Annotated in this window: 17 protein-coding genes and 2 pseudogenes; 18 read left to right on the top strand and 1 reads right to left on the bottom strand. The window is 65.6% G+C overall.

The annotated features are described in order from the left end of the window. The first annotated feature begins 34 nt into the window (after positions 1–34). From eccB to OK015_RS28545, 7 genes are all read left to right on the top strand, one after another. Positions 35–1,537, top strand: a complete 1,503-nt coding sequence (gene eccB, locus OK015_RS28575; RefSeq protein WP_268133335.1) for a type VII secretion protein EccB — start codon at positions 35–37, stop codon at positions 1,535–1,537. A gap of 76 nt (positions 1,538–1,613) precedes the next feature. Beyond that, positions 1,614–3,284, top strand: a complete 1,671-nt coding sequence (locus OK015_RS28570) for a nucleotide-binding protein (RefSeq protein ID WP_268133333.1) — start codon at positions 1,614–1,616, stop codon at positions 3,282–3,284. Further along, positions 3,265–4,767: a type VII secretion integral membrane protein EccD gene (gene eccD / locus OK015_RS28565; RefSeq protein ID WP_268133331.1), complete on the top strand. Its 1,503-nt coding sequence runs from the start codon at positions 3,265–3,267 to the stop codon at positions 4,765–4,767. Before OK015_RS28570 ends, eccD begins: the two co-directional genes overlap by 20 nt. Then, a complete protein-coding gene (gene mycP / locus OK015_RS28560) occupies positions 4,767–6,395 on the top strand; it encodes a type VII secretion-associated serine protease mycosin (RefSeq protein WP_268133329.1) in 1,629 nt (542 codons plus the stop codon). Before eccD ends, mycP begins: the two co-directional genes overlap by 1 nt. Beyond that, positions 6,392–8,149: a type VII secretion protein EccE gene (eccE, locus tag OK015_RS28555; protein ID WP_268133327.1), complete on the top strand. Its 1,758-nt coding sequence runs from the start codon at positions 6,392–6,394 to the stop codon at positions 8,147–8,149. The genes mycP and eccE overlap by 4 nt, the downstream gene beginning before the upstream one ends. 585 nt (positions 8,150–8,734) lie before the next feature. Further along, positions 8,735–10,156 carry a type IV secretory system conjugative DNA transfer family protein gene (locus OK015_RS28550; protein ID WP_268133326.1) on the top strand — a complete coding sequence of 474 codons (1,422 nt, stop codon included), beginning with the start codon at positions 8,735–8,737 and terminating at the stop codon, positions 10,154–10,156. Positions 10,157–10,732: 576 nt separating this feature from the next. Then, positions 10,733–11,404, top strand: coding sequence for a hypothetical protein (locus OK015_RS28545; RefSeq protein WP_268133324.1), 672 nt, complete (start codon positions 10,733–10,735; stop codon positions 11,402–11,404). 14 nt (positions 11,405–11,418) lie between these two features. On the opposite strand, the gene OK015_RS28540 is transcribed toward OK015_RS28545, so the two are convergent. After that, positions 11,419–11,925, bottom strand: coding sequence for a hypothetical protein (locus OK015_RS28540; protein ID WP_268133322.1), 507 nt, complete (start codon positions 11,923–11,925; stop codon positions 11,419–11,421). Between the two features lie 89 nt (positions 11,926–12,014). Between OK015_RS28540 and OK015_RS28535 the strand changes: the two genes are divergently transcribed. From OK015_RS28535 to OK015_RS29395, 11 genes and pseudogenes are all read left to right on the top strand, one after another. Continuing rightward, entirely contained in the window at positions 12,015–12,359 is a 345-nt protein-coding gene (locus OK015_RS28535) for a hypothetical protein (protein WP_268133320.1), read from the top strand. Next, positions 12,359–13,471 carry a hypothetical protein gene (locus OK015_RS28530; protein WP_268133318.1) on the top strand — a complete coding sequence of 371 codons (1,113 nt, stop codon included), beginning with the start codon at positions 12,359–12,361 and terminating at the stop codon, positions 13,469–13,471. Before OK015_RS28535 ends, OK015_RS28530 begins: the two co-directional genes overlap by 1 nt. A gap of 14 nt (positions 13,472–13,485) precedes the next feature. Next, on the top strand, positions 13,486–14,433 hold the full coding sequence (locus OK015_RS28525; protein WP_268133317.1) for a conjugal transfer protein: 948 nt from the start codon (positions 13,486–13,488) through the stop codon (positions 14,431–14,433). A gap of 18 nt (positions 14,434–14,451) precedes the next feature. Further along, on the top strand, positions 14,452–14,745 hold the full coding sequence (locus OK015_RS28520) for a hypothetical protein (protein WP_268133315.1): 294 nt from the start codon (positions 14,452–14,454) through the stop codon (positions 14,743–14,745). After that, the gene (locus tag OK015_RS28515; RefSeq protein WP_268133313.1) at positions 14,745–15,110 is read left to right on the top strand and encodes a hypothetical protein; all 366 of its coding nucleotides are present in this window, start codon (positions 14,745–14,747) and stop codon (positions 15,108–15,110) included. Before OK015_RS28520 ends, OK015_RS28515 begins: the two co-directional genes overlap by 1 nt. Next, positions 15,107–17,707: an ATP-binding protein gene (locus OK015_RS28510; protein WP_268133311.1), complete on the top strand. Its 2,601-nt coding sequence runs from the start codon at positions 15,107–15,109 to the stop codon at positions 17,705–17,707. Before OK015_RS28515 ends, OK015_RS28510 begins: the two co-directional genes overlap by 4 nt. After that, positions 17,701–19,710, top strand: a complete 2,010-nt coding sequence (locus OK015_RS28505; protein ID WP_268133309.1) for a hypothetical protein — start codon at positions 17,701–17,703, stop codon at positions 19,708–19,710. Before OK015_RS28510 ends, OK015_RS28505 begins: the two co-directional genes overlap by 7 nt. Before the next feature lie 98 nt (positions 19,711–19,808). Next, a complete protein-coding gene (locus OK015_RS28500) occupies positions 19,809–21,584 on the top strand; it encodes an AAA family ATPase (protein WP_268133307.1) in 1,776 nt (591 codons plus the stop codon). 191 nt (positions 21,585–21,775) lie between these two features. Continuing rightward, positions 21,776–21,946 carry a hypothetical protein gene (locus OK015_RS28495; protein WP_268133306.1) on the top strand — a complete coding sequence of 57 codons (171 nt, stop codon included), beginning with the start codon at positions 21,776–21,778 and terminating at the stop codon, positions 21,944–21,946. A gap of 142 nt (positions 21,947–22,088) precedes the next feature. Then, positions 22,089–22,925 (top strand): annotated as a pseudogene (locus OK015_RS29400) (serine/threonine-protein kinase); the annotation flags it as partial. Positions 22,926–24,155: 1,230 nt separating this feature from the next. Next, a pseudogene (locus tag OK015_RS29395) lies at positions 24,156–24,602 on the top strand (serine/threonine-protein kinase); the annotation flags it as partial. Positions 24,603–24,605 lie beyond the last annotated feature (3 nt).

Below are 24,605 nucleotides of genomic sequence, written 5' to 3'. Positions count from 1 at the left end.
GATATCGTGTACTGAGGGTGGGTAAGGTTGCCTCATGGCCTTGAATCTCACGTCGCGGTTGCAGGTTACGGCGCATTATTTTTGGAATCGGCGTAATGCGGCCGCACTAAGCCACCACGGCGTACGCCTGGATTACGACCCTGAGCAGCGCCGCATATCAGCTCTTGTGCTTGGGTATACGTTGACCATCGTCATGATCGGGCTGGCCGCCTTAATGGCCTACATCAAGCCCGCTGGGCAGGTGGGTAAATCACAGATCTTGGCCGACCGAGACACCGGCGCCATTTATGTCATGGTCGATAATCGGCTGCACCCGGCGTTGAATCTGATTAGTGCCCGGCTGATCTCGGGCGAGGATGCCAACCCGACCTTCGTCAAAGCTGCAGAGTTGGCGAAGTACCCTCAGGGCCCTGTGGTCGGAATCGTCGGTGCGCCAACACAAATGCCAGTACGCACCGGCCTGGAATCGCAGTGGGCGGTGTGCGACAGCGCTCCCATGGCTACCGCCACCAAGTCCGCCGGCCAGGCGCCGGTAGTCACCACGATTGCGGGTCCGCTGGCTGGCCGGCGATCGGCGCCCTTGACGATGCCCAATGCGGTACTGGCCCGCCATGACGACAAAACAGTGGTCATCTGGGACGGACATCGTTCCGAGATCGATGTCTCCAACAAGTCGGTGGCCTTGGCGCTGGGCGTAGATTCCTCAGCACCGCAACCGATTCCAATGTCGACAGCGCTCTACGACGCGATTCCGGCTACCGATCCGCTGGTCATTCCCGCTATCCCTAACTCAGGACAACCCTCACCTTGGGATCTCGGGCGGCCTGCACCGATCGGCTCAGTGTTGTCGGTACACGACGTTCAGCAATCCGGTGATGAGTTGTTTGTGTTGCTGTCCAACGGGATTCAACATATTTCGCCGTTCGTCGCCTCACTGTTGCGCTCGGCGAACTCCTTCGGGGACTTAGCCCCGGTGGTGGTGTCGCCTGATCGGCTCGCAGCTGTGCCGGTGGTGGAGTCGCTGCCGGTGTCCTACTACCCTCCGACACGCCTGCACCTCGTCGACACCAACGTCAACGGCACCACGTGTCTGGCGTGGTCGAAAGGCTCCACCGATAAGGCGGCGAGGGTGGCGGTGCTTTCAGGCCAGGGGTTACCCACCCCGCCGGAATCCGATGACCGGCTGGTACACCTGGTGAAGGACGCGCGAGCGGGCGGCGCGGTAGCCGAGGCCGATCAGGTCTACATCGCCTCTAACGCAACCAATTTGGTGATGACCACCAACGCCGACCCTGTTTCGGTGAGCCGCGACTCGCTGTGGTGGGTATCGGATCAGGGCGTGCGCTACGGCATCGAACTCGACGACTCAGCCCTCAAGCCATTGCACATCACGACGGCCTCGGCTCGCCAGGCGCCGTGGGTTCTGATACGCACCTTTGCACCAGGTCCGGCGCTCTCGCGCGCGGATGCCCTTACCCAGCATGACACCCTAGCTCCGGTAGCTGGGGCCGAAACATTGCCGACAAAAACGCCGTGACCAGGAATGATGCCGAAAATCCCGGCTTCCAAAACTAACGCGGATATCGTGCATCCCCGCTGATAGGATCAAAATTATGACCGAGCGTCCAGACCCTGAATTCGACGAGAACGTGCCGCGGCCACACCCTCCGACAGACCCTGCGGGTGGCGCTGCACAACACGAGGGCAGCGCACCCCATCACGACAGTCCGAGTCCCGCGCCAGACCAGCCGCCAGCGGGCTTCGGCGCGTCAGCCCAACCTGCAGGGCACTCCCGCTTCGACTGGCCAGACCGCCCCACCGCGGGCTTCCCCGAGGGCCCGACCCACCCGGTCGATCCCTCCTCGGGCGCCCACCGCGCTGAGCCTCCCCCCGGCTCGCCACCGCGGCCGATGTGGCCGGTATCCGCCTCGCCGGACCAGCGGTGGCCTGATCGTTCACCCCATCCGGGCACCGATCCCGACGAAGACGTGACGTCGGTGGTCAACTTGCCCAACCCTCCCACTTGGGACAACGAGCTGCAACGCCGCCGGTCCGGAGCGCCCTCTCCGCTGCCCCCGTCGGCGGGCCCGCTCGACTGGCGCTCGGCGGGCGAGCGGTATGGGCCTCCAGTCGGGGCGCCTCCAGGCAGCCAGCTGCAGCCCTACGGCACGTCATACCCGCAAGGCGACCTCCCGCCGGCGCCCGGCCGCCCGGGCGAGAGCCCGGGCCACCCGCAGTGGCAGCCGCCGGCAGCCCAAGGCGACACCGAGACGTCCGAAGAGGCCTATTCCTGGTCGCAGGCTCAAGGCTCGGGCACGAAGTACAACTACGTCGATAACATCCGCAGCAGCGAGCTGGTGCCGTCCAAGCGCACGCCGCCGACGCGGGGCTGGCGTAAGGCGCTCTATCGGGGCAGCTTCAAGCTGATTAATCTCGGCCGCTCACGGGACGAGCGCGAGCAAGACGACCTGGAAAAGCAGATCCGGTCCCTGCTGCGCGGTAAATACAAGATCGGCGTGCTCGGCAAGGGCGGGGTCGGCAAGAGCACCATTTCGGCCAGCGTCGGGTCGGTCTTCGCGGGGCTGCGGAAAGACGACAGGGTGGTCGCCGTGGACGCCGATACGGCGTTCGGCAAACTTGCCAGCCGCATCGACCCCTCCACATCGGGCTCGTACTGGGAGTTAGCCGCTGACCAGCACCTAGACACCTTCGCCGACATCCGCGGCCGGCTGGGCAGCAACGAAGCGGGCTTGTACGTCCTGGGCGGAGAATCTGCAACGGCCCGGCGCCGGGTCCTTGACCAGGCGATCTACCAGGCAGCGACGTTTCAGCTGGACAGGCATTTCACGCTGTCCATCGTCGACTGCGGATCGACCCTGGATTCCCCGGTCACCCGCGCCGTCCTCGACGACCTCGACGCGCTGATCGTGGTGTCCTCACCGTGGTACGACGGCGCCTCGGCGGCGGGGCAGACCTTGGAGTGGCTGGCCAATGACGGCTACACGAGTTTGCTCAACCGGACCGTGGTCGTACTCAATGACTCCGACGGCCATTCACCCAAGCGTGATCGTGCGCTTTTGCTCGAACGGTTCAGCCAGGGGGGCCACAAAGTGATCGAGCTCCCTTACGACGAGCATCTGCGGCCCGGCGGGGTGATCGATCTCGAGGGAGATATCAATCGCGACACCCACCGCGCTCTGCTGAAGGTGGCAGCGGCTTGCGCCGAACACTTCGCCGCCACCACCGACGGCCCGAGGGGAATCAATGACCGCCACCGCCGATAAACCCACGGCCACCGCGGCCGAGACGCTGATCCCCCCATCGAGCCGGGTGTCGCTGCTGGTGGGGGATACCCAGATCGACTTGCTGCTTCCCGCGGCGGTGCCACTGGCCAAGCTCGTGGAGCCCACCCGCGACACCATCAACCGCCGACTTAAATCGATCGGCGCCAAAGAGCTGCCCGGCGGCGCCTTCGTGTTCGCCCGCGCAGCAGGCATGACGATGCTGTCGGGAAAACTGTCCCTGGCGGCCCAAGGGGTCAACGACGCCGAGCTACTGGCATTTGTCCCCGCCGCGACGGCACAGCGTTACGAGCCGAACATCGAAAATGTCAGCGCGGCGATCGCGAAGTGGGCCAAAGAGCATTTTCCGGCGGTGACCGCGCTGGACGCCGCCCGGGTCGCCGTCGCGCTGACCTTACTCGCGTTCAGCATCGCCGCGCTGCTGGTATGGCGGTTGCGGTGGGCGAGTTCGGGTGGCTGGCTGGTGCCCACGATTTTCGCCATCACCGCGCTCGTGCTGGCCGGAACTTCGCTGTTGGCCGCCCGCATGGGCGCAGACCGGTTCGTCACAGGCTCGACAACGTGGGCGGTGCTCGTAGCGCTGGTCGCCGCCGGTGCAACGACGCCGCCGGGCGGGCATCCCGGCGCTCCGCACGGTGTTCTGGCAGCAGGTGTGGCCTTGGTGGCTGCCGCGGCCCTGGGGAAGCTCAGCGGCCGCTACTGGGTGGCCGCGACGACAGTGGTGACGGTCTCGGTCGCCGCGCTCGGCAGCGCCGCCTCCAGGATGTTCTTTGCCGTGCCGGGGCAGCGCATCGCCGTGGTGGTGCTGGTCGGGGTGTTGACTGTGTCGCTGGCTGCACCGGGAATCGGGCGCCGCCTGGCTCGCGTCCCGCGGCAGAGCTTCGAATCGATCACCGGCAAAGATATGTATGAACGTTCTCCGAGTGATCCCGAAGACACTATTTCCCCGGTGGCGGACAGCCCGCGAGACATCACGTTGACCGGCGAACAGGTGGGCGAGGTTGCCTTGCGGTCTAACCGGGTGTTGATGGGCCTATTGCTGGGCAACGCGCTGACTCAGGTGGTCGCGTCGTGGTTTGCGATTCACCCCGGCGTGGGTACGCAGTGGACCTTTGTCGCGGTCGCGGCGTGCATCGGGTTGATAGCGGTGCTGCGAGCGCGCGCGTTCCGGGATCGTCGCCACGCCATCACCCTGGTCGCCGGGGCTGCCGTCTCGCTGTTTGCCATCCCCACCCACTACGGATTCGCGGCCAGCCCGGGCGCGACGGGTGTGGTCTTGGCGTCGGCCGCGGCGGTGGTGGGCATTGCGCTTGCCGCCCTGCTCGCTGGCGCGATCGTGCCCACTCACATGTTTTCTGAACCGGTCCGTGAGGTCGTCGAGTATGCCGAATACTTCGCCACCACCGTGGTAGTGGTCTTCGCCGCCTGGACCATCGATCTCATTCAATTCGTGAGGTATCACTGATGAGAGCCAAGGCCGCGGCCTGCGCAGTGAGTGCGGCCGCTCTCCTGGCCGCCCATGTGCTCGCGGCTCCGACCGCCATGGCGATCACCCCGCCGGTGATCGATCCAGGCGCGCTGCCCCCGGCCGAGACACCCGGACCGACCGAAGAGATGCGGCAAAGCGAGGCGTGCATCTTGCCCGTCGTGATCGCCGATCCCAACGTCGCCCAGCCCGCCCCGGGCAACACGATGCTCAACGTCCCGCAGGCCTGGCAATACTCAACCGGCGCGGGAGTGACGGTCGCGATCATCGACACCGGCGTCACTCCGAATCCGCGCTTTCCGTCGCTGTTCGCCGGGGGCGACTACGTGCAGGGATTGCCCAATGGAGGACTTACCGACTGCGACAACCACGGTTCCTTCGTGGCCAGCATCATCGGCGCCGCGCCGTCGAATCCGGCGAGTCGGCCCGCCCCCAAACCGACCGGTGCCGGCGCGCCGGCCGCACCGCCACCGGTGCCTGCAAATCCCGCTCCTCCGCCTCCTACCCCCAAACCGCCGCCGCCGTCAACGGTCACAGTGACCGCGCCCCCTCCGCCACCACCACCGCCGCCGGGCGGTGATGCTCCCGCCGACGGTACGGGCGGCGCTAACACGGGCCAACCGCTGGTGGCCGGACCCCCACCGACTGGACCCGACGGGGTGGTGGGGGTGGCGCCTGACGCCACACTGATCTCGATCAGGCAAGCCTCCGCAGCGTTCTCCCCGGCTCATCCCACCCCTGAGGAACAAGACCTGCACCGCAAAGCCGGTGACGTGCTGTCCCTGGCCAAGGCGATTCGCACGGCGGCGGACCGCGGCGCAAAGGTGATCAACGTGTCCCTGGCGTCGTGCACCAATGCTGCAGCACCGGTCAACCAGGACCCGCTCGGGGCAGCGGTGCGGTACGCCGCGGTCGACAAGGACGCGGTGATCGTGGCGGCCGCCGGTAACCGCAACGACCCCATGCAGCACGACTGCGGGCAAAACCCAGTGTTCAACCCGCTCAACGTCGATGACCCCCGAGATTGGTCAGGAGTGCGCACCATTGTGAGCCCGGCGTGGTTTTCTGATTACGTGCTCGCGGTCGCCGCGGTGACCCCGGAAGGCCAGCCGATGCCGGATTCCATCAATGGTCCGTGGGTGGGAGTCGCCGCCCCGGGCTCGCGCATCATGGGGCTCTCGAGTGTCAACGGCGCGGCGGTCAACGCCTCTCCGGGCAACGACCCTGGTACTGGCAACGGCGTGTGGGGGACCAGCTTTTCGGCGGCGTATGTGGCCGGCGTAGCCGCGTTGGTCCGTGCAAAATACCCGGATTTGAGTGCACACCAAGTGATTCGGCGGATTATGGAGACCGCCCACAATCCCGCGCACACGGTGGATAATCAGGTTGGCCACGGCGTGGTAGATCCGGTGGCCGCGCTGACCTTCGATATCACCCCAGGTGATCCCAAACCGGTCGAGCACCTCAGTACCGCGTTGCATGTGCCGCCCAAGCCGCCGGCCCCGGATCTGCGGCCACGTAACGTGGCCCTGCTAGGCCTCGGCGTCGTGGCCTTGGCGGCCGCAGCACTGTTCGGTGTGGTGGCCATCAGGCGGAGGATGTCGTGAAGGCCCGCTCGGTAAATGTCAAGCCCTCCTTGGGTGCTGTCCTCGGTGCCGAGGCGATCGGCGTCGCGGCGTTCGCAATATTGCCGACGTACCGGTTCGGGTGGTGGCCCGCGGCGGCGATCACTGTGGCCGCGGTGGTTTTGCTGGTCGTCACGGTGCACCGACGCAACGCCGCGGCCTGGGTGCTTGACCGCTCTCGCTGGATGCGTGACCGTCGGCACACCACCGCCGTGGGTGCCGCGGTAGACATTAGCCATGGCGGCGACGTCTACGGGGTGCGTACCGCCGACAATGAGGCCGTCACCATGATCGAGGTTGACGGGCGACCGTATTCGCCGTCGTACCTGCGTGGCTCAACACTGGTCTTGACCGACAACCTACTACCGCTCGACGTCGTGATCGGCCTGATGGAACAGCCGGGTGGGCTGCATTTGGGTGTCGACATCGCGACCGCAGGGTATCGGGTGCGCCCCGGCACGGGGTATCCGCAGCTCTACAACACGCTGTTGGCCGATCGGGGGGCAGCAGGGCAGCGCACCACTCATTTGATTGTGCGCCTTGACATCAATGAATCGGTCCGTGGGCTTATGTATCGGCGTTCGATTGGGTCGGCAGCCGCGGCCGCCACCGAGCGCCTCGTGAAAGCTCTTGAGCAGCAAGGCTGTCGAGCGCGAGTGCTCAACGCCGAAGAACAAGACACGATGCTCGAGGAGCTCAGCATCGGTCTGGCGTCTGCGCCCGCGCGCCCGGCGGTCGTCGACGAGGGCGACGATGACGGCGCGGATCTCACTACCCCCAGGGGGAGTGAGGGTGTCGCCGAGCCTCAGCTGCTCGGCGTAGGTAGCCGGCCCGGGGGAACCGCGGGCGCTGTTCGCGCGGCGCCGCCGGCACGACCCAAGGCCGACGTGAGGTGGAAAACCATCAACGCCAAACCGGGCTATGTCACGTCGTATTACTTTTCGCCCGAGGACATTACGACCGAATCATTCCATCAGATGTGGTCACTGCGCAGTGATCACATCGTGCACGTGATGATGCTCCGCAAGCTGCCGGGCGGGCCGGTGCAGGTATCGGCGCTGGTGCGCACCAACGACCCTCGCCCACCCGAGCAGGCGCCGACCCTGTTTCTCAACACGTTGCCCGGCAGTCAGTACCGCGCGGCGCTGCGGGCCGCGCCGGCAACGCAACCTGCGCTGCATTTGCCGGCCAGGCTGTTGCATGGCGCCGACGAATTGCAGGTTCCCGTCGGTCCGACCGGCATTCTGGTCGGCGCAGCGCTGCGTGACGACAAGTCGGGGTGGCCACCGATCCAGCGTGACGATTTGGTCATGTGGCCGCTGACTGATCCAGCCCAACCGACCCGCATCGTCATGAACACCTCGGATTTCTATGTTCGCCAGCTGCTGATCCGGGCCGCGGCCGCAGGCGAACGCATCGCCATCTACTCGCGCGAGCCGCGGCGTTGGTACTCGGTCTCACAAACCAACATTGCGGTGGTCGAAGCACGCCGGCCCGCCGAATTCGTACCGACGATGATCATCAACGACCGGGCCACCATCGCGCCGCAGGCCGGACTGTCCTCGACGGTGATCACGGTGGGCCACAGCCCAACCGACGCGATGGTGCCCGACCTCAGCTTTGAGCAGACCTCTCAATCCACGGTCCGCATCACGACCGCCACCCGAACCGTCGACGTGTCTATGGTGGTGTTCCGCCAAGAGCAAACGTGGACGGGCGACGCGGTAGGGGCCTGAAAAATAGCGAACGGCCATGGGGTGTGGGGGATTTAACCTTAAAGCATGGCTACGCAGAGCACCTTGGCACTACCTGATAGAACCCGACGCCACCAGCCGGCGGATTTGGCTGGGCTGTTTACCATCAAAGAAGTAAGCCAGGCCAGCGGGCTGCCCGGCCCCGTGATTATGCAGCTCGTGCCGCGGACGTGGGTTGAGCCTGTGGGATGGCTATATACCCGCGACCAAATCAGCCTGGCTGTGACCATTTCCGAGGATCTGCATCGCCCTTCGGGCGCCCATCGACCTGAACCGCCACGCCAGCCGGCGCACACGTTGTCGTGTAGGCGATGCGCTGCCCTGACGGCAGTGGGCGATGCCACAGTGCGTAGCTGGCTCAACGTCGTCAGACCCGACAGCAGCGGCCCTGCGGCCTGGGATGGCGAAGACTACTGCGCGCAGTGTGTGATGCCGTGCCCGGACTGCCGCGGCCATGATGACGATCGGCTGTGTGAGACTTGCTTGGGCACGCGCAGGGTTCCACGGCCCGCCCTAGCACCGATCTGCATGCCCTCAATGCCTCCGCAGCCACCGAAGCGCTGAGCCATGGCACTGTCGAGCAGCACTGATGGGTTTCGGCCGCCGGTGACCCCCTTCGCCGGCTGGACCCGAGACGCGCAAGGCCGGCTGGTTCCCTTGGAAACCGCACCCCATGTGGGGGGATTCGCACCGCCGGGAACCGGTAAGACACGCCGCTGGCTGGCCCAGTCGGCCGTGTTGTGGCCCGGCCCAGCGTTTGTGTCGTCCAGCAAAGACGACTTGATGCAGATGGTGGCTTCGCGCCGCTCCGGGCCGACAGCGCTGTTGGATTTGCGTCCCATCAGCGCGCCCTACTATCCCAAAGAATATACGCCGTACCGTTTCGACCCCACAGCGCTCATCACCAACCTCAACGACGCAATAGCGACCGCGCAGAGCCTGCTGAGCACCTCGGCGATCGCCTTGTCCGGTAGCGCATTCCGGCAAGGGTCCGATCCCGGTCCGTGGGATCAGTTAGCACTGGCTCCTCTGGTCTGCCTGTTGTACGCCGCGAGCCCTGCGGCGACCAGACAGGGCATGGAGTGGACTCTCGCGGCATCGGAAAATGTCGAGATCGAAAATCTCTTAGGTCCGTTCCAGATGTCGTGGAAACCCGGCTGGGCGTCGGCAGCGGCATGGACCGACGACGCGTTGTTCATGGCGCGGGTGCGCGCGGTGCTGGAAATGGAACCTAAACAGCGGGATTCGGTGAAGATGACCGTAACGAAGGTCCTCACCGCGTGGCTGCTCACGACCGAACGTGACCGCAATTTCTCGCCGCTGGACTTGTCGTTCTTCGATGTCCCCGATGCCACGCTGTTCCTGTTGACACCGGCCGATGGAACAGTCGCGGCGCAGGCAATTGTGTTGATGGATCAGCTGATCAACCGGCAACGCATGAAAGTAGCGCAGTGGGAGGAATTTCACCGCATCGGGTTGTTCCTTGACGAGATCACCAACACGCCGATCCCGCGGCTTCCCCAGTATCTGGCCGAGTCACGTGGCCTGGGGTGTTCGATTTGCTTTGCTGCACAGTCTGGTTCGCAGCTCGACGCGATTTACGGGCCACTGCAGGGCAAAGCGATCCGAGATGTGACGCCCGCGGCAATGATCATGTACGGCTCGCACGAGCGCGATATCATGGAGTCGGCCGCATTCTGGGCAGGCAAAGCAACGCGTAGTCACCAAAGCTACGATCACAACTCGGACAACAAGAACACCAGCCGCCAATTCGGAAATGCGCTGGAGCCCGCAGAGTTGCTGCCCCGCAATGTAAGAGAAGCGAGAATCATCCCCAGAGGGGCCCCAGGAGAGCGGGTCGAGCTGATGGACTGGGAGGAATTCATCCACTATCTTGACGAGCTGCGTGCCGCCCGCCGCCGCCGCCCTGTAGAGCCTCAAAACCGTTTTCCTAGTCGCACTTTCGTGTCGTCTAGCCTATCGCAGTGACGTATAGACTGCCTCGACCTGCGCCGTAGCTATGCGGCAGCAGATCTTGCGACGAAGAAACGAGCACGAAGTTGACACACGAGACCGGGTGACAAGACGCGAGACGGCTTACCTCAGCGCATGGCCGCAGCGTGCCACGCGACAACAGAAATGAGATGCGGCACGCCCTCAAATCCGCTGCCATAAAAAAGCTTTAGCGTCCACTTAGTAAGTGATCGTTGCAGATCGCGCCGCTGTTGGGCGCCAATATTCCGGTCGATAAAGTCCACAAACAATCGCGTCGGCGTCTGCAACGGCGAACGTAACGCGTTGTCTGTCAGCCGTGTTCAGCTGCGTCTTGTCCAGCAGTGGCAACCATGCTGCTGGCCCTCGCACGTCACGCAGACCGGACACGCGCCGCCCGCACCGCCTGCAGCGGACATCACACGGTGCGGGTATGAACTGCCAGCTCGGTGCCGGGCCTCAGTCCCAGCAGTCGGCCGAGCCTGACCTGTCTTCGTGAGCCCCTCAGCAGCGCGGTTGGGCGGTCAAGAAATTAGTGCAGGAGAGCCTCTTTGGGCGCTTTAGGCTCGATATATGGCTGTTGACCTGCCTCCGGATCGCTTCGATGACGTCCGGCGAGAGTGGATCGCCTACCACCAAGGGTGGTCGACGATTCAGCGCCGCCGCGCCGAGAAGCTGGGACGGATCGTGCGCAAGCGGCAGCGCATTCGCACGTCGGCGGTGCCCGATCCGCACGACGACACCCGGATCGATCCGCTGTGGATGCGGGCAACCAAATCGCGCGCCGCGCACGCCGAAGTGGCCTTCGTGGTCGCAGCCGCCGTCGTGGTGCCGATCGGGTGGGGAGCAGGATGGGTGTTGAAGGCGGTGCTGGTCAGCCTCATCCCGCACACACTGCGCGGCTTCCCGGTCGCCGCGATGCTGTGGGGTGGGGCGGCGTTGGGCGCACTGACGCTGCTGATTTCGCAGCTCGTCTATGACCCCGCAGGCTCCTTCGGCCAAGTGGCGATCTTGCCGTGGCTGTGTTTGCAGCTCGTCATGATTCCCACGGTGGCCGGCATCTACGGCATCGCCGAAGGCTGGCTGGCCGTGGATGGGTCTGACCAGTGGTGGCCACTGACGCCGGTCAAAAGGCCGATCACGGCCGAGGACGCGGCCGCCATTTTGGGGGCTTACGACATGACCGGGCCAGGGCTGGTCGACACCTGGCCATTGCACGAGCCAGGCGAACGGACACGACCGTGACGGTGATGAGTAATTCAGGCAGAGCTGGCGCCGGGAATCGACGTGGTCGCGCCGTGCCAGGCGGCCAACTCGTCGTCGGGAACCAACGTAACGAGGACACGGCGCACGAGGTCGATGCGCCGCTCGACGGCGACACGGTCCTCTTCGAGCCGGCCGAGCTCATCACGAAGTTGAGCCACCAGACCCGCCGCAATCTCGTCTTCGCTGATAGGCCGAAGCGGGTTTTTCTTCTCGCGAAGGCCAGCCCGGTTAGGGCGGGGGGTCAGGCTCATCGGATAGCCCCCGAGCAGCACGACCGCCGCCGAGCCGGGCTGCCACCCCAAGGTGGCGTCCAAACGCAGCAAAGTGCCGACAGCCGGGGTGTTTTGGGCCTTTTGGGTTTTGCGGCGACGGGCCTTGACGAGGGTGTCGACCCCGGGCCCGCCGCGCGAGGCCACCTCCTGCTTCGACAGCTTGAGCTGAGTGAGCCGGGCCTCGACGAAGTAAATGAGCCGGTCAATCCCGTCAGCTGGAGCGGTCATATCCCGCACCCTACCGCACCCCATGCACCATATCCGTCATCAGATTCCGGACCCGGATTTCTGTCACATCCGATAGCTAGGTTTGCGCCATGAGAATACTGATCGCGTTCCTCTGCATGGGTTTTCTGGGCACGGTGGCCACGATGCTCGCCCTGGTCCAGGTGGTCGCCAGGATTTGGCCGTTGCTCGTTGTCGCGTTGGGCGTTGTCGTGCTGGTGCGACTGCGTGATCGTCGCGCCCGCAAGGTCGTTGCGCCGCCGGCGGCGCGGCCGGCGGCATCGGCCATCGCCGTGCGCCGGCCGGCACCCGTACGGCAGGCGATCCCCACGCACCCCGCGGGCTGGGTACTCGTCCCGGTCTGGGGGGACGCCCACGGAGACCCGCAGCGGCATCCGGTTATTGACGGTGACGTGATCAGCGATGGGGGTTCGTGATGGCGGAGGGGAGCGCGTCGACACAAGACTGGATGCTCGAGCAACTGCTCGAAGACGGGCCGATACTGACCGTCACCGATCAGCTGGGGCCCCAGGCCGAGCGCAGCGACAGTCAGCGATCCGGTGACGTCGACGGCGCTGTGGCCAGCCCGGACAACGGTGCCGAGCGCGTGGTGATGCTGCAGGACGGCGACGCGCCCGCCCCGCACGACCTCGACGGGTCGGCTGCGGTGGGCGAGCAGGCCGAGCCCGACGTCAATCGGGGGGCCAAACGAACCGCTGTGTGGCTGGGCTGCGGTGCGGCGGTGGCCGCGGTGCTGATCGTGGTGGCGTTCGTCGGGTTCGGCGGTGGCCCCGCTCCGGTGTCCCCACCCCAGCACCGCGCCACCATCGCTGCGGTCGCCGCCGCACCAACGACCAATGTGGCTGTGCCACAACAGGACCAGGCTGTGCCGTTTACCCCGTGGAGCACTAGCTGCACCCCGGACGGTGGGGCGGGTGACCAGCTCGCCGCGCGTTCTCCGGTGGCTTTGACCGACGCAGCAACCGATTCGGCGTGGGTGTGTGGTCGCGGACCACAGGAGAGCCGGCTCGATGGCCAGGTGCTGCACGTACAGTTCGTCTGCGACCCGTCGCGCCCGAACTCCGCATGTAGCTACATGCTCAATTCACTATCGGTGACCCCGGGGTGGGTAGCGAAAACCCAAGGGGGCAAGGATGAATGGCTGCAACACCGGGTTGTCACCAACGTGCAGTTCAACTTCTTCAACGGCAATGAACTCGTCACCGATCCATTGCCCGTCGACACCCACAGTGTCCATGGTCCGGTGTCGGTGACGTTGCCCCGCAAGGTCCTGGTCTCGAGAGTGGATGTGATCATCCTGCACACCGATCGACCGCCGGCCAACCCGCTGCCGACGTCGCCTGCATCTGGGCCCGCAGGCGCCCCGAGCGAGCAACCGCCCAACGGACTGGTGGATTCCCTCATGGGAGCACCTGGGGGTGACCCCGCGGCGCCCCCGCCCGCTGATCCCGCCGGCGCCCCCAGTAGCCCTGTTGATGCCACCTTCGCGATGAGTCAACTGCAGTTCTTCGGTCACTCGCCCAACTAGAAGGAGTAGCTGTCATGAGCACCCTCACGATGTCGAGGACCTGGCAACACCGCATCCGCCGCGGCCGCGGTCGTCTGCGCCAGGCTGCGATCGCCGTGGTGACCCTCTTTGCGGTGTTCGGGTTCGCCGCCTCGGTGAAGGTCTTTTTCAGCGCATCGCATCCTGATACCAGCGATGTCGCGGCGATCGCCAACCGTGCCGGCAATCAGCGTGACGCCGCGGGTGCCTTCGCCGCGGATTTCGTGGCCGCTGTGTTGACCACGCCGAGCTCCAAACGCTCAGCGCTGCAACGCTTTATCACCCTGTCTGAACCTGAGGCAGCGCCGGCGGCAAGCCAGTCGGCGCCGCCGCCGCCGGCGGTGATCAACACGCCCAAGGTGTGGTCGGTGGTGCCGGGCGGCTCGGCCGGCGATGTTGACCTCTACGGGGTTGTCGTGGTCGTGCAGCAACGTTCCTACGCATCAGCCGAGGCGACGAGCGCGTTTTACGGTGTGCCCGTCTCGGTTTGGCACTATCAACCCCGCGCAATGGACTGGCCGGTGCCGATGAGTAGCCCCGGCCCGGGCGCCGATGTGAAGCAGGGCTACGACCACCCCTTGAGCCCGAGTAGCCCCGTGTATCCCGTGGTGAGCGGCTTCATTACCACCTACCTGACCGCCACCAGCGGCCTGGACCGCTACGTCGTTGCTGACTCGTGGATCAAACCGATCGGCGGTTATCAAAGCGCGGTGATCAAGAACGCCGACACCGCCACCGAGGTCGCTGATGCGCCGACACCCGGGACCCGTATTCATGTCCGGGCGCGGGTCATTGCACAAACCTCGCAATTTGCCACGATCAATTTTACGTTTCCGCTGACCGTCGAAAATAACGGCGGGACCTGGATGGTGACGAGCATAGACTCAATACCGCAGGTGAGTAATAACAGCGACCCGACGCCAGCCACCTCGACCCACAATTAATGAGACAAGGAGATCATCGTGGACGCGACACATACACAATTTCTAGCCGAAGGACTGTTCACGTCCGGAACGTCCATGGCCTATATGCTCGAAGGCCTTCTCGCCGGGGTCGCACTCGTGGTGGGGACCGTGTCGACGTTGGGCAAAGCGGGCAAAGAAGGCGCCGGCGCGGGCATGACCCACCAGTTCTTGGTGATCGGTTTGTCGGTGACTATCTTCTTGTCCGCGGGTATCGCGGCGCTGATCACTCATGAGTTCCAAAGCCACGGGGTGACCAACCACGTCAACGTCCCTAACCCGTACGGGCAGTGATGACTGACGAGTCCCCGGCCAAAGTGTGGTCGGACCAACGTGATCTGCCGATATACCTGGGAGACTCCGGCGACGGATTCCGGCTGCCGTTCAAGGAAAAATGGCGGCTTCCTGACACCACCGCGCTGCTGGTGGGTTTTGTGGCCACCGCCTCGCTGATGACGCTGAACCTGCAAAGCGGCAACGCGTTGATCATCGGGGCCGTGGGCGCCGCGCTGACCGCCGCTGCGATCTGGGCGCTGTCCAAGCTCCCGGCGACGCGGCCCTCCCTGCGTACCCGAATGCAGTTCTGGGTCGCCGACCTGCGCCCTCACATGACGTGTTCACACGACCTGGGTGCTCCGAACAACGGTGCGCCGCAATGACTATCACAACCGGAGACGCGCCCGTAGAGGCGGTCGGTAACCTACGTTTCACCCACAGCGGCGTCTACGCCGAATACCTGGTATCGGGGCTGCCGTTCATCTTTTTGCCCAAGGAGTCCCAGGACCTCGTCGCCGACGTGCACGCCGAGTTGCTGCGGGGACTGCCCTCCGGCGCGCTGCTCAGCGGCCTGACAGCACCGGTGGCCACACGCAACATCACCCGGCGCATGATCTTCGCCCACCCAGATCTCCACCCAGACAATGTCGTTGACGCCACCGCGATGCCCGAGCATGCCGAAGCATGGGTGCAACACTGCCAGCGCTGGGCACCAGCGCTACACGCCCGCCACTCGCGGCGCCGGATCTATTGGCTGAGCCTTCCCCTGGACTACGGCCTGTCCGGGGCGACCGCGGCAGGCGGATGGCAGCGCCGCCTCGACTCCATCATCGGCCGCGACAAAGACAGTGCCGCCGCCTTGGCCCAGTACCGCGCACTCGCCGCCACGATGGTCGCCAAGCTGCCGCCAGCACTGTTCGCGAAACCGGTGAGCGTGGAACAGATCTGGTGGCACTGGAATTACACCGCTAGCCGCCACACGTGGCAAAAGCCGATCCCCAATCAGCCCTATAACCCCGAGGCCCGACTCCCGGGGTCAGCGTTTACACCAGTGTGGAAAGACCCGTCCGCCGCCGCGCTTCGTCAGCGGCGATGGCGTGCCGCGCGCACCGAGGCGGAGATCTTTCTGCGCACGCATCGACACGAGGACGACGGCGTTGCCGACTCGTATCAGGCCATCGTCGGATTGGAGAAATGGCCCGACGGGGGGCTGCGCTGGCCACGCTCGACGATCTTCAAGGTGCTCGATGACGTGACCACACCGGCCATCACGCTGGACTGGACGATTCATTTCACCTTCGACACTGCTGAAGTCGCCGTGGCGACCGCACATAACGTCATCACCAACATCAAAGACCAAGCACGCCAACGCGGCCGCCACGCCGACAGCGATGACGAGCTGCTGCGCAAACTGGTCTCTGGTAGGCAGCTGGCCTCTGCCCTCAAGCAGGGCAGCGCTGAACGGGGCGTCAACGCCGCGGTCATGGTGATCGCCGCGGCCGCCGACGCCGGCGCCGCCGACACCGCGATCTCGGAGGTGATCCGCCGCTACCGCACCCAACGCCTCGAGCTCAAACGCCGGCGCGGCAGCCAGCCCACGTTGTGGCGCGCCCTTAATCCGGGGACCGAAACCAGCGCGGGCCTGCACGAAATCCGAAACCCGTCCACTACCAACGCTTTCGCAAAGTTTGTGCCGCTACTGGCCACCAGCTTAGGCAATAACGTCGGCGTCCCACTGGGGGAGACCATAACCAGTCCGGGGCTGCGCGAGATCGTTCTCAACGACCTGGTCGGCGCCCCCGGGCGGGACAACCCGGGCAACCTGGTCATTGGCGGCTCTCCGGGGCGCGGGAAGTCGCAGTGCGCTAAGAATCTCGTGCGATCGTGGCTGGAATTGGGTGTCGGCGTACATCTGATCGACCCCACCGAGGCTCGTGAACACCAAACAGCATTATCCACATTCGATGACGACAAAAAGGTTGTCATCGACCCGAAGAATCCGAAATTTAGTCTCGACGGGCTGCGTATTTTTCCTTTCGAGTATGCCGCAGAACGCACTGTAGATCATTTGCTACCGCAAATGGGATTCGCGCCGTTGAGTCCTCAGGCATCGCGCCTCAAAGCGCTGCTGGCCCCGGCCACGCGTCAGGCCGACGGCATCGGATCGCTCAATCGGCTCATCGGCGTTCTGGCCGATCGCAGCAGACCCGATCGGGTCAGCGTCGACGACGACCTCCTCATCGCCCTGGAAGGACTGCGCGCCGAGCGGCTCTTGGCGCCCATGTTCGACGAGGATCTGCTGCTGCCCGATCTGTCGAAGCAACTGGTGATCTGGAACTTCGGCGGCCTGAAGCTGCCGACGGTCACCGAGGAGTACCAGGCCCATCTGCACCACCAGACCACCCCGAGTCAGCGCGCCGCCCAAGCCCTTTACGGCATGGCTGCCGATCTGGCGGAGTCACTGTTCTTCTCCCGCGACACCGAGCCCGACATCCTTGTCGTCGAGGAGTGCGCGGCATGGACGCATTCTCCCGGCGGGCAGCGTTGTGCGAATAACGTGATTCGCCAAGGCCGTAAGGCCTGGACGCTGTTCTTGGGGATCAGCCAGTCACCCAGGAATGATTTCGGAGTACTTGAAGACGAATACATCGAGCAACGGCTGTGCCTGGGCTTCAAAGATGCGACCATCGCCGAGGACACGCTGCTGTGGTGCAACCGTGACCTGGATCGTCACCCGCAGCTGCGCAGTGACTACGTGACCAACACCAGTCCCTCGGCGATGCCCAATTACGGCGACGATTCGATCGACAGCCGGCACGGCAAGGTCATTCCCGGCCGCGAAGGCGAGGCGTGGCATCTCGATGAGTTCGGCGGCTGGGGCAAAGTGAAGTTGTTCAGTGCGCCGACTCGCGAGCTCGCCGAGCTCTACGACACCAACCCGCACCGCAAGCGGCAGCGCCAAAGGATCAACGCGTGCTAGCGCGCGCACGATACTGGCTGCTGCGCCACCCCCGAATGGCACGGCCGCTGAAGGTGAGTGCACTGCTGCAACTGCTGTTCACAATGGCCGTGACGCTGGCACCACAAGCGAGCGCATCAACCAACGCCGCGGTGCTGAATTGGACCGGCCTGCATTGCACCTACGGGGTTCCGATCGGCGACTTCTATCTGTCGTTGGCCAGCCTTCCCGATCAGCTCAGCCAGGGCGGCCCCGACGCCCAGGTCTACGACCCCGGCTCGTGGTGGCCGTGGGTGATGCACGCGTTCGAGGTCATGTCGACCGGTTTCGCAGCGTCGACCATCTTGACCGCGGAAGCAGGGCTGTTCGTCGGCATCATCGCCTTGTCGCTGTGGGTGATGAAGTTGACCGTCTCGACCTACTGGCTGACGGTATTCGGCGAAATCGCCCGCGCGATCACCACCGCGGTCATCACCGTCACCACCCGGTGGGGCCTGGTCGCCATCACCGTCCCGCTGGGGGTATTCCTCGGGGTGCTTGCAATACGCCGGGGCGAAGCCGGCCGCGGGTGGACGATGGTCCTGCTGGCGATCATGATGCCAGCGTTGGCCATCACCGTGTTCTCCGACCCCGCAGGCATGATGTACGGGCACGACGGCATGTTGGCGTTTGGCCGCAGCATGGGCTTTAGTACCGCCGAGGCAGTCACGCATAACGGTGCGATCGGCGGCGGAGGTTTCACCGGCCAGGTCGACACTCTGACATCGAGCCTCATTACGCATGTCGTGCGAGAACCGTTGGAGGTCTTCAACTTTGGCCATGTCGTTGACTCGAAGCCGGGATGCGCAGGACAGTACTCCACGGCGCTGCAGCAGGGTATCTCCGACGGGCCGATCAAGGCCATGGCCCGCTGCGGTGATCTGCCTGCCGTGCATTACGCCCAAAACCTGGATGCCACAAACACATTCAGCGGGGCGATCTTGGTTCTCAGTGCGGTATTGTTCGGCTGGTTCATGATCTCCTCAGGAGCCTCGGTGTTCAAGGTGTCACTCAAAGCGATGTACACCACCGCTAAGCTGTTGCCCAGCGTGTTCGCCGGCGGAATCTCCGGAGCAGCCCAAGAGCACGCGAAGGCCACGGTGTGGCGATTCTTCAAGCACCCCATCGAAGTAATGGTGTTCGTGACCTTCGTCAGCGTGATGGGACTGGCGATCGAACGGCTCATCTCCCGTCCGCTGCCCGCTGAATTGGGCGGCACCAATCCTTTCGCGCATGTGTTGATCATGGGTGGGGGATCGATGGCGGCGCTGTATCTGCTCCGCCATATCCGCGCCGACCTGGAAGGACAACATCCGGGTCGCGGCGTGCTTGGCCGGGCCAGTGACGTGGCGATGGGGCTGGCGATGCACGCCGGGATGAAAGGGGCGGGGTCGGCCGCATTGGGCGGCCTGCGAGGCCTGCACGGTAAGGGGAAAACGCCCTGGGAGCAGCTCGACGAGCAGTCCTCGAGCGCCGATCCCCAAGAGGTGCTGGGCCAGCCGCAAGACGGATTCTCCCCGGTACCCGCGGCAGCACAAAGCGATGACGGGGACTCCGGGCAGGCATCCGCAGTCCCTGCGACGTCGGCGCCCGCGGCGGCCGCCGCCGCGCACCCTGCCATCGCCGCCGCGACCGCGGCGGCGGCGGGCGGGCTGGTCGAGGAGCTGATCGCCAAGGCCGGTGCGGGCCTGGACCCGCGCCGCCGCCCTCAACCACAGACCCGCGGCCGCGCCGCCGGCCCGACCAGCGCCCCCGGGCAAGCGGTCCTCGACCCGCACTGGGGGGCCACCGCCGAACCTGGCTCGATCGCAGAAGTTGCGCCGAACGCCGGATGGGAGAGCACACCACCGCTGTCGGCCTATGTCGATCACACCTCGGGGGACGTGCCGCTTCCGCCGGCACCGCCACCTGAGGACTTCACCGCCCCGCCGCCACCGGACGACGAGCCCCCCGCAGGGTCGGTCGCACCGATCACCGGCCGCTGACGCACAAAGCGCAGAAGGTCGGGGTGCAGGAGCGTTTACGATGACAGCTGTGGAGGGGGAGCGGTGAGCACAGAACAAGTGGCCGAGTGGGGACTCCGATGACAACGACCTCACCCACCGAACAACGCCGCGCCTTCGACGAGGCGATCAACCGGTTCAGCTCGGGAGATCCGCGCTCAGCCCAGCAGGCGTTTACCGCGATCACCGACCAAAACCCGGCGATGACCGACGCGTGGCTGGGTCGGCTGGCCTGCGGCGATCACAGTCGCGACGCGTTAGCCGGGGCCTATCTCAACTCCCGAGCCCTCTACCGGGAAACGCGCCGCATCGGCCAGCAAGACGGCGCGCTGCAGGCCGTGGTACCCGCGCCGCTGTATCTGCAGTTGCAGGTCTGGTCGCGAGGCACGATCGCGCTGGCCTTCGCCAGCGCGCTGATCGGCGCCGGCGAGTTCGAGCAGGCGATGACGGTTCTCAACGACGCCGAGCTGGCCACCGATAGTCAAACTGCGCTGTGGAGACAGTTCCTCACCGCCACCGCGTATCACGCCACCCAGCGATGGCCTGATCTGTGCGCCATTACCGAGGTGTGCCCGCCAGCTAACGCGACCTACGTTCCCACCGATGTACTGGCCGCGGTGCAAACACTGCGGGCCATGGCGTTAGCCTCGCTGGGACAAGCGCAGGCAGCGGCCGACCTTATCAGCCAGACTACTACGCAAAATGCTTACATCGCCGCGGATTTGGCCCTCACCAAAGGGTGGTGCCTGCGTGAACTGGGCGAATTCGAGGCGGCCAACGAAGCATTCCGTAGCGCCACCATCGACGGCGCGGTGATCCCGCAAGCACGCAAAGCCCTCGAGGAGCCTGACTACCGCATCGTCACGACCGACGCCGAAACGATCGCGACGCGAACCGATAAATGGGACCCCCAAACTGAAACCAGCCGCGACGCGCGTGCGGCGGCGGCGTTGGCCAGCGAGCGCCAAGACGTCTTGAGCCGCGCCCAGGCCCGCGTCGACGAACTGATCGGTCTCGACGAGGCCAAAGAGCAAATAGCGGTGTGGCGCACCGAGATTCAGATTGACCAACTACTCGCCGAACAGGGCGAGGGCGGCGCCACCAGCAACGAGAACCACATGGTGTTTCTCGGCCCCCCAGGCACCGCCAAGACGACCTTCGCGCGGGTGGTCGGCGAAGTGCTCTTTGGGCTCGGCAAGATCGCGCGTCCCGACGTCAAAGAGGTGACGGAAGAAGACATCGTGATCGGCTATGTCTCGCAGACCGCGGCCAAGATGAAGGAGGTCTGTGAGGAGGCGCGTGGCGGTGTGCTGTTCATCGACGAGGCCTACCGGCTCGTCCCGAAGACCGAGGGGCACTCCTTTGGCGTCGACGCCATCAACACGCTGCTGAAATACATGGAGGACTACCGCGACGAATTGGTGGTAATCGTCGCGGGATATCCCAAGGAGATGCAGGACTTCCTCAAGGCCAATGCCGGCCTGGCCGGGCGATTCCATTTCACCCTGACGTTCAACAGCTATACCCCCGACGAGATCGTGGCGATCGGCCGCCACTTGGCCGGCAAAGAGCGCCTCGCTGTCGAGGACGACGCGTGGGAGATGCTGCGCACGGAAGCAACCGAGCTGCGTTCACGTCCGTACGAAAGCGGCACCATGCTCGACGTCGCCGGCAACGGGCGTTATGCCCGCAAAGTGGCGGTGGCGTGCCGGCGGGAACGGGCCCGCCGGTTGCACCGGCTTGCGCCCAACCCGCAAGACCTCGACCAGCTGGTGCGGGCTGACCCTGCTGTCCTGAAGGTCAGCGTCGACGACATGCAGCGTGCGCTCGCTGAGTCTCGGCCCGCGACCGGATAGCCCCCGCTGCGCCGGCGCAACGCCAGGCCTCCGCGCTGCAATCGAGGCACGTCACGGCCATAGATGCGCGGCTGCTGGGCCCCGCTGACCGCGTTGTCGCCGGCCGGCGCGCACTATTGCGTCTGTCAAGAGTTATGCCCCACCATGTCCCCAGGCCTCACGACGACGGCCCCGAGCAGGAAAGGCGACTGATGACAGGGATCGCGCCGCTGACCTACCCCGGCCTGGCGCCGGCTGGTGGGGTCCCCGCGACCCTGTCCAGCGCCCGAAGCCATCCGAGGGCGATCCCCGACCCCCGCAGCAACCGTTCGCCGATCACCGGTGAGGTCGCGCCGCTGACCACCCGATCAACCCCATGCTGAGACGAAAGGCGTTCCTCTACACAGGGTTTGACGTTAAAGCCTGCGGCTGTGCGGGCGACTCCGAGCCACCCCCGGCACGACTTGCGGCCGTCGTCGACCCGTCTCGGCATGGCAGGAACGGCCAGGACCACGGGGCTCGGTCATGGCGTTGACCGAGGGCGCCCAATTCGCCGGGTACACCATCGTGCGCCAGCTCGGCAGCGGGGGCATGGGCGAAGTGTATTTGGCCCGCCATCCGCGCTTCCCGCGCTTGGAAGCCCTCAAGGTACTGCGCGCAGACCTGTCCTCTGACCCCGGTTTTCAGCTCCGATTCAACCGTGAGGCCGAACTGGCGGCGGGCTTGTGGCATCCCCACATCGTCGGGGTCCATGACCGCGGTGAGGCCGACGGCCAGCTCTGGATCACCATGGACTATGTCGAGGGCACCGACCTCGCCGCGCTGGTCGGCGCCCACTATCCCGCGGGGATGCCTCCCCAGTTGGTGCTGGCCGTGATCCGCGCCGTCGCTGACGCGCTCGACCACGCCCATCACCGCGGCCTGCTGCACCGCGACGTCAAACCGGCCAACATCATGATCAGCCAGCCCGAGGACAGCACGGCGCCCCGAATCCTGTTGACCGACTTCGGGATCGCCCGACCGATCGACGACACCTCTGGTCTGACGGTCACCAACATGGCCTTGGGCACCGTCAACTACAGCGCTCCCGAGCAACTGATGGGCGCACCCATCGATGGCCGCGCGGACCAATACTCACTGGCAGCGACGGCCTACTACCTGTTGACCGGCGCCAAGATGTATTCAAACCTCCCCGCGGTGGCCGTGATCAGCGCGCACCTGACCGCGCCGCCACCTCTGCTTGGCGCTCTACGCCCCGATCTGGCCGTCACCGACGCGGTCTTCGGCCGGGCGCTGGCCAAAGATCCTCACCACCGCTTCGCGCGGTGCGCCGACTTCGCGGCCGCCCTGACCCATCACCTCGAGCTGGCCCACCGCCTACCGGGCGCCCACCCGTTGCCACCGACCGGGCCCGGCTCCACCGGCCAGCCCGAATGGGCCACACCACCTGATCGGCGCGGGCCTCAGGCCGCATTGCCCGCACCCGGTGAACCGACAGCGGCCCGAGCCCCGGCCAACCCAGGATGGCCGCCGCAGCCTCCCCCGCCGGCGGGCGGCAAGGCTGCTAAAGCAACGCGCCGCCGGCGAGAACGACGCATCGCCGCGGCCGCCGGGGCCGCGATCGCCGCCGCGGCCCTGGCCTTCTATGTCGTGGTCCCCCACCACAGCAACAACCCACCGGCACCGAATGCCACCCAGCCCAAAGCCGCTGCACTGCAAGCCGCCCAGCGCTATCTGGAGGCGCTGGCCCGCGGGGACGCCACTGCGGCGTTGGCGCTGAGCGCCAGCGCCCCGACCACAGCCCAGTGGGTCACCGCCGACGCCCTGCACACCCAGCTGGCGGCGGCCCCGATCACCGACATCACGGTCACCTCGGCCCCGTCGGCACCCGGCGATGACCCCAACACCGTGCAGTACGTGATGCTGTCGGCCAATTTCGGCCCGACACTGTCCCAAGCCCGTATCCCCGTGCGCCGCAACGGTAACGACTGGAAGCTCGACACCGCCACCGTGCCGGTCGATATTGGCACACCGGGAGTGACCAACGCCGCCCTCAAAGCGGTGGCACTGCTCGGCGTCGCGACCGACGGCACCTCTCCGGTCCCGGTTTTCCCTGGCGCACTGGCAGTGTCGTCGTCAAACCGCTTCGTCGACATCACCGCCCCAACGCCGCCGGTCCTGCTCAACGCGTTGACGGGAAATACCGCCCACCCCAACATCCAACCGGTGGTGACACTCAACCCCACCGGTGTGCAGGCCGCCCGGACTGCCGTGGACAACTGGGAGCATTACTGCTACCAGGGGGTCGCCCCACCATCAGAGTGCAACGCCTTAAGCACCGGTGACACCACCGTGTCGGTCATCGGCCCCGGCGACTTTTCCAAAGCACAGTTCTCGCTGGACCCCACCACGATGGTCGTCGCCGTGTCTGGAACCGTCGTCTATAACGGCCACACCCCGGCGACCCCCACCTACACCGTGACCTACAACGCCGCTGGGACAGTCGATCTCACGCACGACCCCCCGACGTACAGCGCCCCGTCCGCCCACCGATAACCAAGGCCACAGGCGAGAAAAGGAAGGTGCACCGCGATGCCGCTGAGCCAGGAGGTCCCGTTCGCCGGCTACACAGTGCTGCACCGGCTCGGCGGCGGTGACAGGGGCGAGGTGTATTTGGCCCGCCATCCGCGGCTACCCCGCCTCGAAGCGCTCAAGGTCTTGCGCGCCGATCTATCCGGCGACGTCGGGTTTGAGCAGCGCTTCAATCGTGAGGCCGATCGGGCCTCGGGGCTGTGGCATCCCCATATCGTGGCAGTACACGACCGCGGCAAATTCGACGGCCAGCTGTGGATCGCGATGGATTACGTCAACGGCCCCGACCTGGGCGCGCTGCTCGCCGACCGCGCGGGCGCCGGGCTCTCGGTCGCCGAGCTCCTGGCGGCGGTCAGCGGGGCGGCCGAGGCGTTAGATCACGCGCATCACCGCGGGCTGCTTCACCGCGATGTCAAGCCCACAAACATCATGATCAGCCGACCCGACGAC

The sequence above is a fragment of the Mycobacterium sp. Aquia_216 genome (assembly GCF_026723865.1).
Classification (GTDB): Bacteria; Actinomycetota; Actinomycetes; order Mycobacteriales; family Mycobacteriaceae; genus Mycobacterium.
This window is presented reverse-complemented; position numbering and strand designations above follow the sequence as displayed.